The sequence below is a fragment of the Rhizobium sp. WYCCWR 11152 genome (assembly GCF_013087615.1).
In the GTDB taxonomy this organism is placed as follows: Bacteria; Pseudomonadota; Alphaproteobacteria; order Rhizobiales; family Rhizobiaceae; genus Rhizobium; species Rhizobium indicum.
Genome location: NZ_JABFCP010000011.1, coordinates 716,976 through 728,538, shown reverse-complemented (window position 1 = coordinate 728,538; position 11,563 = coordinate 716,976). Strand labels below are relative to the sequence as shown.

At 58.8% G+C, this 11,563-nt stretch carries 13 protein-coding genes and 2 pseudogenes; 11 read left to right on the top strand and 4 right to left on the bottom strand.

Going from position 1 to position 11,563, the window contains the following annotated elements:
• Positions 1–222: 222 nt before the first annotated feature.
• Positions 223–936 carry a class I SAM-dependent methyltransferase gene (locus G9X67_RS25205; protein ID WP_138332071.1) on the bottom strand — a complete coding sequence of 238 codons (714 nt, stop codon included), beginning with the start codon at positions 934–936 and terminating at the stop codon, positions 223–225.
• A gap of 249 nt (positions 937–1,185) precedes the next feature.
• Here G9X67_RS25205 and G9X67_RS25200 point away from each other — a divergent pair.
• From G9X67_RS25200 to cysE, 6 genes and pseudogenes are all read left to right on the top strand, one after another.
• Positions 1,186–1,434: pseudogene (locus tag G9X67_RS25200) on the top strand (hypothetical protein); the annotation flags it as partial.
• A gap of 254 nt (positions 1,435–1,688) precedes the next feature.
• The gene (locus G9X67_RS25195; RefSeq protein WP_171599942.1) at positions 1,689–2,618 is read left to right on the top strand and encodes a TauD/TfdA family dioxygenase; all 930 of its coding nucleotides are present in this window, start codon (positions 1,689–1,691) and stop codon (positions 2,616–2,618) included.
• Between the two features lie 47 nt (positions 2,619–2,665).
• A pseudogene (locus tag G9X67_RS25190) lies at positions 2,666–3,055 on the top strand (zinc-binding dehydrogenase); the annotation flags it as partial.
• A 162-nt stretch (positions 3,056–3,217) separates the two neighbouring features.
• Positions 3,218–4,171 carry a sulfonate ABC transporter substrate-binding protein gene (locus G9X67_RS25185; RefSeq protein ID WP_171599941.1) on the top strand — a complete coding sequence of 318 codons (954 nt, stop codon included), beginning with the start codon at positions 3,218–3,220 and terminating at the stop codon, positions 4,169–4,171.
• Between the two features lie 47 nt (positions 4,172–4,218).
• Complete coding sequence (locus G9X67_RS25180) at positions 4,219–4,368, top strand: 2-oxoglutarate and iron-dependent oxygenase domain-containing protein (RefSeq protein WP_246705447.1); 150 nt, start codon at positions 4,219–4,221, stop codon at positions 4,366–4,368.
• A gap of 106 nt (positions 4,369–4,474) precedes the next feature.
• Positions 4,475–5,323, top strand: a complete 849-nt coding sequence (gene cysE, locus G9X67_RS25175; RefSeq protein WP_171599940.1) for a serine O-acetyltransferase — start codon at positions 4,475–4,477, stop codon at positions 5,321–5,323.
• Positions 5,324–5,434: 111 nt separating this feature from the next.
• Here cysE and G9X67_RS25170 read toward each other — a convergent pair whose 3' ends face one another.
• The gene (locus tag G9X67_RS25170) at positions 5,435–5,671 is read right to left on the bottom strand and encodes a DUF2798 domain-containing protein (protein ID WP_012759639.1); all 237 of its coding nucleotides are present in this window, start codon (positions 5,669–5,671) and stop codon (positions 5,435–5,437) included.
• 238 nt (positions 5,672–5,909) lie between these two features.
• Here G9X67_RS25170 and G9X67_RS25165 point away from each other — a divergent pair, with 238 nt between their 5' ends.
• Together G9X67_RS25165 and G9X67_RS25160 are read left to right on the top strand one after the other, a co-directional pair.
• On the top strand, positions 5,910–6,632 hold the full coding sequence (locus tag G9X67_RS25165) for a YoaK family protein (protein WP_171599939.1): 723 nt from the start codon (positions 5,910–5,912) through the stop codon (positions 6,630–6,632).
• A 68-nt stretch (positions 6,633–6,700) separates the two neighbouring features.
• Complete coding sequence (locus G9X67_RS25160) at positions 6,701–7,489, top strand: YdcF family protein (protein ID WP_171599938.1); 789 nt, start codon at positions 6,701–6,703, stop codon at positions 7,487–7,489.
• Positions 7,490–7,646: 157 nt separating this feature from the next.
• Here the strand turns inward: G9X67_RS25160 and G9X67_RS25155 are convergent, their stop codons facing one another.
• On the bottom strand, positions 7,647–8,120 hold the full coding sequence (locus G9X67_RS25155) for a hypothetical protein (protein ID WP_171599937.1): 474 nt from the start codon (positions 8,118–8,120) through the stop codon (positions 7,647–7,649).
• 171 nt (positions 8,121–8,291) lie between these two features.
• Between G9X67_RS25155 and G9X67_RS25150 the strand changes: the two genes are divergently transcribed.
• Complete coding sequence (locus tag G9X67_RS25150; protein ID WP_129422258.1) at positions 8,292–8,927, top strand: trimeric intracellular cation channel family protein; 636 nt, start codon at positions 8,292–8,294, stop codon at positions 8,925–8,927.
• 119 nt (positions 8,928–9,046) lie between these two features.
• Here G9X67_RS25150 and irrA read toward each other — a convergent pair whose 3' ends face one another.
• Positions 9,047–9,466, bottom strand: coding sequence for an iron response transcriptional regulator IrrA (gene irrA / locus G9X67_RS25145; RefSeq protein WP_171599936.1), 420 nt, complete (start codon positions 9,464–9,466; stop codon positions 9,047–9,049).
• Between the two features lie 301 nt (positions 9,467–9,767).
• Between irrA and fabA the strand changes: the two genes are divergently transcribed.
• On the top strand, positions 9,768–10,283 hold the full coding sequence (gene fabA, locus G9X67_RS25140; protein ID WP_171599935.1) for a 3-hydroxyacyl-[acyl-carrier-protein] dehydratase FabA: 516 nt from the start codon (positions 9,768–9,770) through the stop codon (positions 10,281–10,283).
• 45 nt (positions 10,284–10,328) lie between these two features.
• The gene (gene fabB / locus G9X67_RS25135; RefSeq protein WP_171599934.1) at positions 10,329–11,561 is read left to right on the top strand and encodes a beta-ketoacyl-ACP synthase I; all 1,233 of its coding nucleotides are present in this window, start codon (positions 10,329–10,331) and stop codon (positions 11,559–11,561) included.
• Positions 11,562–11,563 lie beyond the last annotated feature (2 nt).

Genomic DNA, 11,563 nt, shown 5'->3' with positions numbered 1-11,563 from the left:
CAAACAGCATCCGGCCGACAACCGCGCCTATTCCAACTCCGATCGTCGCACCCAGAGCCATGGGTTAACTCCAATCCCATCGCGATTCATCGCGTGTGATTTCATCTGCAAACAAGACCGCTGCCGGTCAGAACGGCAAGATATTGTCCTAGGAGCATGGCCAAATCAGGATCGCGCCGTCGCGGTGGTGTAGATTGGGTGGGCGGGCTTCGGCCCGCTTCCTCAATCAACTTTGCAAAGTGCTCCCGCCATATAGACCATGTTCCTCGTGGCAAACTTTGGAGCGATTCTCAGGAGTTTTTGGCGAATTTGGTACTTTAGCCATCCCTTTGCCCGTCCAGCCAAATACTGTTCGTATTGAATGTCGTGGGCGAAAATAATTAGACGTTCGACCTTAAGGCCACACGTCTTCAGCAAGTTTTCGAAGGAGCCTGGCGTATAAAAGTTGATATGGCCGTAGGGGCCCGATTCTCGGATGGACTTCGAAAGATTGTTCGTAAGTTCAAGCGGCACCTCAACATAGAGGTTTCGACTCACGCGTTTGGCCTCACGTAGAAACATGCGTTCGTGCTCGACGTGTTCAAGCACGTGGATTGCCAGACCCAAGTCGAATGTCTTGTCTGGATGTGGGATTGAATAGCCGTCGAATTGGTCCGCCGCCGCTAGGGCATCGATTTGGCGTGCGCGTATGGCCTCTATACCTGATCGAGATAGCTCCACTGCCGCGAAACGATTGGCGAAGCCATTGTCGGCAAGTTCCGAAAGAACGGCCCCTTCTCCCGCGCCTATATCAATTACTGATTGGAAGCTCTGATCTGCTGCGATTCGCTTGATGTGTCCAACGGACTGCTTAGCGGCGATAGATCGTTTCTCCGCGACGGACCCATCAGCGTAATAATCGTCGTACATCTCGACTATTTCGGCGCTGCTGCTCATGTGGATGTCCTCCCCGGTGGGATTATGCGCACGCAAGACGTATAAGCAAGTTAGAATTTCCTAAATACACACCTGGGTTGCGTCACGGCGCATGCCGTGCCGTCTTGCGCCGGCAGGGCGTAGTCCCGCTTTGTGTGCCGTTTGATGAAGCTGGCGACCTCATGTTGGCTGAAAGTTTGATGTCGCGGCTCCGTGCCGGCCAACATGCAAATGCCAGCTTACCGTGGCACACGAGGTAGTGGATCGTTGATGCCGATACGTTCAGCTCGCGCGACTTCGGGACGGACCCGACGAACCCTGACCGGGCTCGCCCTCGTCGGCTCTATCTCGTTTCTTGCCGGCATGACCGATGCGAGCGGTCTTCTGCTCACCGGCGATTTCATCTCCTTCATGACAGCGAATTGGTGAAAGATCGGCAAGAACTATGCATCGTCGTCGCAAAGACAGCCGAAAGCAAGGGCTGGAACCGCGATGAATGAGAGCCCGTACGAGGCATCCACGCACAAGCCGCTTGGCGATGGAAGATGCATCGCTGGAGGCCACAAGTGAGAATTCATCGGCAATAAGAAAGTATCGAGGGCGGCCGTTCCGGGCAAAGAGCCAAAATTAGAATATTTTGTCTATTGATTTGATGGATTATGGCGTTCCATAGCCCTGTCGATTTTAACAATGAGATTTTCGAACGTCCGGCGGATGCGTCGTTGGGCGCATGTGACTTACCGTCTTCTTCCAAGATCAGCCAGGAGATATCCATGAGCAATCCAGTTCTCGTCAATCAGATCATTCTCGAGTCCGATGTCGTGCCGCTGACCGGCCGCGTCGGAGCCGAAATCAGGGGTGTTCGCCTCGGCGGTGACCTTTCGGACGCGACGGTCGCAGCCATCAACCAGCTTCTCTTGAAACACAAAGTCATCTTTTTCCGCGATCAGGACCATCTTGGCGATCCAGAACAGGAATCTTTCGCTCGCCGCCTGGGCGACCTTGTGCCTCATCCAACCCAAGGCCCAGTGGCCGGCACGGCCTCCATCCTCAATCTCGATTCCAGCCGCGGTGGCGGCAGGGCGGACCAGTGGCACACCGACGTCACCTTCGTGGATGCCTATCCTAAATTCTCGGTCCTTCGCGGCGTCGTCATTCCGGCGGCTGGAGGGGATACGATCTGGTCCAACACCCATGCCGCATACGAAAGTCTGCCAGCATCGCTCAAATTGCTGGCGGACAATTTGTGGGCCATTCACAGCAATGCCTATGACTACGCAGCGGTGCGCCCTCGCGCCACCGCTGACGAGAAGAAGCACTTCGAGGAAGTTTTCACGTCGACCATCTACGAGACCGAGCACCCAGTCGTGCGGGTCCATCCCGAAACCGGCGAAAGATCGCTGCTGCTCGGCAATTTCGTTCAGCGCCTCATCGGCTTGTCGAAGAGCGACTCCACGAAACTCTACGAGGTGTTCCAGTCCTACGTTACCGCCCCGGAAAATACCGTGCGCTGGCACTGGAGAGCCGGCGACGTCGCGATCTGGGATAATCGCGCGACCCAGCACTACGCTGTCAACGACTATGGCGACCAGCACCGGGTCGTGCGCCGCGCCACGGTTGACGGCGACGTCCCCGTCAGCGTCGACGGCCGCCGCAGCGTAACCCACGTCAAGGCCGCCAAGCCGAAAGCAAAGGCCGCGTGAGCGCGGCCGGACAAGGGAAGGACCATGAAGCTTCATGGTCCTTCCCTTGTCCGAACGGAATCGATGTCTATTTCGAGAATGTTGGTGGCCACGTCTGGAGCGCCGTGTTTCCATTGCTGAACGACTTCGCACGCATACCGGTCTGCGGGCTCATCGCGCATTACAACGAAACCTCCTCTGTCTCGAGCGGACGTGATCAGCTTCCCGCTGTGATGCGTGCCATCCTGCGGAAAAGCCTCACCATACGAGGCTTCATACAGCGCGAATTTGCCGATCAGCGTCCTGACTTCTATCAGCAAGCCGCAGCGTGGATCTCCGAAGGACGGCTGAAGTACAAGGAAGATATCGTTGACGGACTTGAAAACGCTCCGGAGGCTTTTCTTGGCCTTCTGGAAGGGAAGAATTTCGGAAAGCTGATCGTACGCGTCGCGCCCTGACCCGTCGCCCCGGTGTTCTCTATTTCGCGGCGCAGTTCTTTTTGCTCACGGTCGGAACAGAACAAAAAAGCGAATCCCGAAGAAGCGGACATCGGAGCACGTATATTCTATGAAAAATATAGAGACGCTTTAATTTGGTCTCGTCTTATTCCGGAGGGTATGATGAAGATCACAAGGCGAGCTTTTACTGCAGTGGTGGCAGGTGCCATCGCGACACCTTTGACGCATGTTCGGCTGGCCGGCGCCGCTGACAAGGTCGTGCGTATCGGCTACCAGAAATATGGAACGCTGGTGCTTCTCAAGGGCAAAGGCACGCTGGAGAAGAAACTGGAACCCAACGGCTATACGGTTGAATGGACCGAGTTCCCGGGCGGCCCTCAGCTGCTCGAGGCCCTGAACGCCGGCGCTGTCGATTTCGGATCGACCGGCGAAACGCCGCCGATCTTCGCCCAGGCCGCAAACGCTCCGCTTGTCTATATCGCACACGAGCCGCCCGCCCCGCGCGGCGAAGCCATACTTGTCCCGAAGGACAGCCCCATAAAGTCCGTCGCGGAGCTGAAGGGCAAGAAGGTCGCCTTCAACAAGGGCTCGAACGTCCATTACCTGCTCGTCAAGGCGCTCGAAGAAGCCGGCTTGACCTATGAAGACGTCGAATCATCCTTCCTCGCCCCGGCCGACGGCCGCGCGGCCTTCGAAAAGGGCGCGGTCGATGCGTGGGTTATCTGGGATCCCTTCCAGGCAGCGGCGGAAGTCGCAGTCGAAGCGCGAGAGCTCAGAAATGGTGAAGGCATCGTCCCCAATCACCAGTTCTATCTCGGCACCAAGACGCTGGTCGACGGCCACGCCCAGGCGATCGATGTTTTGATCGACGCCATTTCCGAGATCGACGAATGGACCAAGTCCGACACCGCGGCTGCGGCTGCGGAACTCTCACCATCGGTCGGCATCCCCGAACCTGTCCTCGTCAAGGCGCTCGAGCGCCAGTCCTATGGGATCAAGAGCCTGGACGACACCGTCGTCGCTCAGCAGCAGAGCATCGCCGACACCTTTTTCAAACTCAAGCTCATTCCGAAGGAGGTGACGATTGCCGACGTTGTCCGCAAGGGCAAGGCATAGTGCTCATCTTCCCACCGACGCTCGACGTGAGTTCAGCAAAAAGGATAATGCCCGTGACTGCTGCAGCAAGGACGCTTCCGATACTCGATCTCGGGCGTTTTGCATCCGCTCATCCGGAACGAGAGCAAGCGCTGGCGGAGCTTCGTGACGTCAACCGGACACTCGGATTTTTCTATCTCACCGGACACGGTATTTAGAGCGGCGGCAAAGATCCCCGTAATTTTAGACCATCTATCGCGGGCCAGGTTAACCTAACGTCTGCATGCCGGACGTCGCGACGTCCGCCTGCAGAAGGAAGCTAGCATGACGGTTCCACTGGTCAGCTTGAGCAATCTGTCGACGGAGCCATCCCCTTCGCCTCAGGTTGCCGCGATATGGGAAGCTCTTTGTGCGGAGGCCGTCAATGCTTCGGCCAAAGATGCAGCACTCACGCGCGCCATGAATTCCGCAGTGCTTTATCATGCGAGTTTCGCCCAGGCGCTCGCTCAGAGGGTCGCGATCAAACTGGCCAATCACGACCTCGACCATGAAGAGCTGCTGGCGGTGATTGCCCAGGCGTTCGTCGGTAATCGCAATATTGTCGCCGATGCCGCCGCCGATCTGACCGCGATCAAGGAACGCGATCCATCGAACACGGAAATCCTGACGCCATTCCTGTATTTCAAGGGCTTTGTGGCTCTGCAGGGACAACGCGTCGCCCACTGGCTTTGGCATCATGACCGCCTCCATTTGGCGCGCCACATCCAGAGCCGAATTTCCGAGGTTTTCGGCGTCGACATTCATCCCGCCGCAAAGATGGGCAGGAGCATCATGCTCGATCATGGGAGCGGCTTGGTCATCGGCGAAACGGCTGTTGTCGAAGACGATGTATCGATACTCCAGAATGTTACATTGGGAGGGACGGGCAAGGAGACCGGCGACCGGCACCCCAAGGTGCGGCGCGGCGCTCTTATCGGAGCAGGGGCCAAGATTCTCGGCAACATCGAAATTGGTGTCGGCGCCAAGGTGGGTGCAGGCAGCGTGGTCATAAATGCCGTTACAGCCTACACATCGGTCGCCGGCATTCCGGCGAGGCAGGTAGGCAAACGCCACTTCAACCTTCCGGGCATTACGATGGACCAGACCCTGTCTGAACCGGAGTATACGATCTAAGGCCTGGGGTAGGCTTGTCTGGGCGAGGTTGGCGTGGCGAGTGACTTGAAATCGCGCCGCCCTACATCAACTCCGGCGGGCCGCTCTGACAGCCCGCCGGTGCCTCGCAGCTCACATCTCGACGATAACAGCCGTCACCCGCTTGACCACCGGCAGCATCAACAGCAGAACGGGAAAGGCGATCGCCCAGGAGAGCGCCCATGCGGAGGGCCACATGGCAAGTGCAGGCGCGGTCAGGCCTTGTGCTCTCACGATGCTGATCGCTGAGACGACTGATGTCATCAGCAGCGAGAGGATGAGCGGCATGACGATCGTATTGTAACGTTTGGGGAGTTTGCCTTTGGGCATTTTGATCTCCGTAAGGTGCCGATCAGACAATCGCGCAGCGCCGACCGGCGGGTTGCGCGTTGATTGACGTAAACGCTTACGGAGCTTCGATCTGAAGCAACGCCGTCTCTATGGCCGAAAATGCCCTGCCGTTCAAGTCCGCCCCCATCCCCTTCCGATCGCCTTTGCTAATTCCTCAACGAAAGGAATTATCTTTGTTGCCGCAACCTCAGCGATTCGGCTCCAGGACCCTCCGACAATGACCAGAGCAAGACGCCGCCGCATCATCCGTACCCGACGAACCCTGACCGGGCTCGCCCTGGTCGGCTCGATTTCATTTCTGGCCGGCATGACCGATGCCACCGGTCTTTTGCTGACCGGCGATTTCGTCTCGTTCATGACGGGAAACACGACGCGGGCCGCCCTGGCCTTGAGTGAGGGCAATCTTTATCACGCGGCGGTCCTGATCTCCGCCATCGTCGTTTTCGTGCTTGGCAATGCGGCAGGCATCGTCATCTCTCATGTTTCGCAACGCCGCATCTTTGTGGTGCTTGGCTGCGTCGGTGTCGTGCTGGCGCTCGCCTCGATGATGACGGCGCAGAACATGCTGCCTTCGCGGTTCTACATGATCGTTTTTTCCATGGGCATGGTGAACGCCGCCGTCGAGCACATCGAAGGCCTGCCGATCGGGCTGACCTATGTGACCGGCGCCCTGTCGCGTTTCGGCCGCGGCATCGGCCGCTGGATCGTCGGCGACCGCCATGTCGAATGGACGATCCAGATCGTGCCCTGGGGCGGCATGGTGCTCGGCGCGATCGCCGGGGCCGTCCTGACACGGCTAACGGGCGCACATGCGCTGTGGCTGGTCTCCCTCTTCGCCATGGTGCTTGCGCTTGCCGCCATGCTCATCCCTCGGCCGCTTCAGCGCCGCTTCAATCAGAAGGTCGCACCGAGCGGATCGGCCATCACGCGCGCGAAATAAAACCGTCGCATTCCTGTTACCGTCGAATCGGATAGGAAGGATCGCCGCCCATCCTCGAGGAGTAGGTCTTGTTCGTCATTTCGAAGCTTGTCTGGATTTTCGCTCAGCCGCTGTCGCTGGCATTCTTCCTCGTCTTCATTGCCCTGCTTGCCGGCCTTCTGCGCTGGCGTATCTTAAGCATCCTCGGCGCAGCTGGTTCGGCCCTCATCCTTTTCGTCACTCTCTACACCACGGCCGGCAACCTTCTGATGCAGGGCCTGGAGCAGCGCTTCGCAAAGCCGCCCGCGGATCCCGATAACCTGCAATGCATGATCGTGCTCGGCGGCGCCTTCGAAAACGAGGTGAACACGGCGCGCCACGGCATAGAATTCAATGCCGGAGCCGACCGCTTCGTCGAAGCCCTGCGGCTTGCGCAGAAATTTCCGCAGTCGCGCGTTCTGGTATCGGGCGGTGACGGCTCCATTTCGGGCATCTATGAAGGTGATGCGGCGGCGTCCGAGCGTTTCTTCCCGCTCTTCGGCGTCGGCAGGGATCGCCTGATCGAAGAGAGACAATCGCGCACCACCTTCGAAAACGCCGTCAACACCAAGGAATTCCTGGCAAGCCAGGGGCTTTCCAATTGCCTGCTGATCACCTCGGGTTTTCATATGCCGCGGTCCGTCGGCATTTTCCGCAAGCTCGGCATCGATATCGTGCCCTGGCCGACCGATTATCGCACCGATGGCCAGGTGAAGCTCGGGCTCGATTTCACCCAGCCGAACCTCAACGCCCAGAACTTGGCGACGGCAATCCGCGAATGGTACGGCCTGGTCGGCTATTATCTCGCCGGCCGCACGTCGGAGCTCTACCCGCAATAGAGCAATTCCAGGAAAAGTGCGAAGCGGTTTTTCCGTCCGGAATTGCGTAAGAACAAGAGGTTAGAGCGCCGCGTGTCCGCCAGGACGCGCAAAGGACGCTCTATCATTTTGAATCCACGCATAACCCCGAAAATCTTTCGGGGTTATGCGTGGTGAGTTATTTCTTCGAGATGGTGACGAATTTCGTGCCGCGCACGCGCGCCGTCACGATGCAGGGATCGCCTTCGGTGCGGTCGCAGAAGCGCGGATGCATTTTCATCGCCAGCACCATGTTGCCGAAGCGCTGGACGAAATCGTAGCCATAGATCTGCGCAGTCGCGATCATGAAATAACCGCCTTCGGCAACCTGCAGGTAGAAATTATAGGTGCAGCCGTCGTCGTTGCATTGCGGCCCCTTCTGCCCGTCGCAGGTCAGCTGGCCCTCGTTGACCACCGCGTCGATCAGGCCGTCATTGTTGATGTCCTGCCGGATGATGAAGCCGTCGGCAAACTCGGCCGTCTTGCACTGCTCCTGGAAATGTTTCTTCTCGTAGATCTCAGGGTCGGAGATCAGCGATTGCTGACCGAAGGCGGCAGCCGGCATGGCAAGCAGCAGGACGATATTCAGAACGGCGAGCACCAGCGTTTTCACGGCTTTCCTCTTTCGGATAAAGGCTCCCAATGCATGTCGCCCAAAGTGTGCAGCGGTTTTGGGGCAACGACATGCAGCAAACAAAGACTTCACCTTTATGGCCGCGCCGCCTTGCGCCGCCCTTGCCGCCGTGTTTCTTTCCGGAAATTGTTCGCCGGTTCCGGGGGCCGCATGTCCTTGCTCGTCTATCTCGATTATGCCGGCATTGCGCTGTTTGCCGCGACAGGCGCGCTCGCCGCCTCGCGCAAGCAACTGGACCTGATCGGCTTTTTGTTTTTCGCCATGGTGACGGGAACGGGCGGCGGCACCGTGCGCGATATCGTGCTCGGCCGCGTGCCGGTCTTCTGGGTGCTGAACCCCGCCTATATCCTCGTCTGCTGCATCGTGGGCGTCATCGTTTTCTTCACCGCCCACCTGCTGGAATCGCGCTATCGCCTGCTGATCTGGCTGGATGCGATCGGCCTTGCCGCCTATTGCGTGATCGGCGCCGCCAAGGGCCTCGCCGCCACCGGTTCGCCCACGATTGCGATCGTCACCGGCACGCTGACGGCGACCTTCGGCGGCATCCTGCGCGATCTGATGGCAAACGAGCCTTCAGTGCTGTTGCGGCCGGAAATTTACGTGACCGCAGCCCTTATCGGCGCCGGTGTGTTCACCGCCGCCAATGCGCTCGGAATGCAGCTCTATCTGGCGTCTGCCTGCGGCGTCGTGGCGGCCTTTGCCGTCCGTGGTGGGGCCTTGTGGTTCGGCTGGACCTTCCCGACCTACAGGCACAAGCCCGGCCGGCATCCCGACGATGTCATGTGAGGCCTAATGCATGTCGCCCAAAAGTGCGCCGCGATTTTGGGACAACGACATGCATAAAAACAAGGATCTAAAGGGCGTCGCATGAGGCCGATTCGGCGCGACGCGTTTTAAAGGGGTCGTCAGCCCTGCTTCGCCCGCAGGCGGATCACCACGTCGACATGGGCGATCTCCATGCCCTCAGGCGGTTCCGGCAGATTGGCGATCTTCAGGTTGCTGACGGGAATGTCGAGCACTTCGTTCTCGCCTTCGACGAAGAAATGGTGATGGTCGGAAACATTGGTGTCGAAATAGGTCTTGGCGCTCTCAACGGCGAGAACGCGGATGAGACCGGCTTCAGTGAATTGGTGCAGCGTGTTGTAGACGGTTGCCAAGGACACCGGCACGCCGGCGGCAACCGCCTCTTCATGCAGTTCCTCGACGGTCAAATGCCGGTCGCCCTTGGCAAACAGGAGGTCGCCGAGCGCGACGCGCTGGCGGGTGGGGCGCAGGCCTGCACCGCGCAGCCTCACCTCTATTGCGATCGGGAATGCACCCGTCATCAAAACCAACTCCGGTTATTCTGGCATAAAGCAATCATGTTTCTTTAAGCGGTATAACTTTTGCATCGGAGCCTTTCAATAGTTCAATGGGGACGGGAGCCTGATAAACGCGGCAAAAACGGGCTTTTGACGCAAATAGGTCTGGTCCCAGCCCTAGCCTTCCTGTATGCGACCACCAAATAATGGCGCAAGCCTGGTCCGGGGCGATGAATGAAGCTGCCTTGCTTGTGCTTCATTTTCTGAAGAACTTGGACTACACGTTCACATCCATCGGCTTGACGCGGGGGGAAAAAGAAACTTTATGACGACCAGACAGTCCAGCTTCTCGTATGAAGAACTCATCGCTTGCGCACATGGCGAGCTGTTCGGCCCCGGCAATGCGCAGTTGCCGCTGCCGCCCATGCTGATGGTTCACCGCATCACGGACATTTCCGAAACGGGCGGTACCTTCGATAAGGGCTACCTCAGGGCGGAATACAACGTTCGCCCCGACGACTGGTATTTTCCCTGCCATTTCGAAGGCAATCCGATCATGCCGGGCTGCCTCGGTCTCGACGGCATGTGGCAGCTGACCGGTTTCTTTCTGGGTTGGCTCGGCGAGGAAGGCCGCGGCATGGCGCTTTCGACCGGCGAAGTGAAATTCAAGGGCATGGTCCGGCCACAGACGAAGCTGATCGAATATGGCATCGACTTCAAGCGTGTCATGCGTGGCCGTCTGGTCCTCGGCACCGCCGACGGCTGGCTAAAGGCGGACGGCGAGACCATATATCAGGCGGCCGACCTTCGCGTCGGTCTATCGAAAGACAAGACGGCCTGAAACCGCATTTCGAGCGGCTGACGAAAACAACAAAGGTTTGATCAGATGAGACGGGTAGTTGTCACAGGTCTGGGTGTCGTGTCCTCGATCGGAAACGACGCGGCCGAAGTCACCGAATCCTTGCGGCAGGCAAAGTCGGGTATCTCCTTTTCGAGCGATTTCGCCGAGCATGGGTTCAAGTGCCAGGTCTGGGGCAGTCCAAAGCTCGGTTCGGCGGAACTTGCCGAACTGGTCGACCGCCGCGCCATGCGTTTCCTGTCGCAGGGCGGCGCCTGGAACCATGTGGCCATGAAGCAGGCACTTGCCGATTCCGGCCTGGAAGAGAAAGACTACGCTCAGAACGAGCGTACCGGCATCATCATGGGCTCCGGCGGTCCGTCCACCCGCACCCTGATCGAAGCTGCCGAAATCACCATCAAGAACAACAGCCCGAAGCGCATCGGCCCCTTCGCCGTGCCGAAGGCGATGTCCTCGACCGCATCGGCCACGCTCGCCACCTGGTTCAAGATCCACGGCGTCAATTATTCGATCTCGTCGGCTTGCTCGACGTCGGCGCATTGCATCGGCAACGCCGCCGAGATGATCCAGTGGGGCAAGCAGGACGTGATGTTCGCCGGTGGCCATGAGGATCTCGACTGGACGATGTCCAACCTTTTCGACGCCATGGGCGCCATGTCCTCTAAGTACAACGACACGCCGGACAGCGCCTCGCGCGCCTATGACGTCAACCGCGACGGCTTCGTCATCGCCGGCGGCGCCGGCGTGCTGGTGCTCGAGGAGCTGGAGCGCGCCAAGGCCCGCGGTGCCAAGATCTATGCCGAAATCGTCGGCTACGGCGCAACCTCGGACGGATACGACATGGTCGCCCCCTCGGGCGAAGGCGCTATCCGCTGCATGCGCCAGGCGCTCGCCACCGTCAAAGGCGACGTCGACTACGTCAACACCCACGGCACATCGACGCCGGTCGGCGACAGCAAGGAAATCGGCGCCATCCGCGAAGTGTTCGGCTCGAAGATCCCGCATATCCAGTCGACCAAGTCGCTGACCGGCCATTCGCTTGGCGCTGCCGGCGTGCAGGAATCGATCTATTCCCTGCTGATGATGCAGCAAGGCTTCATCGGCGAAAGCGCTCATATCACCGATCTCGATCCCGAATTCGAAGGTGTCCCGATTGTGCGCAAGCGCATCGACGACGCCAAGATCGACATTGCCCTCTCCAATTCCTTCGGCTTCGGCGGCACCAACGCCACGCTCGTCTTCCAGCGCTATAACGGATAATA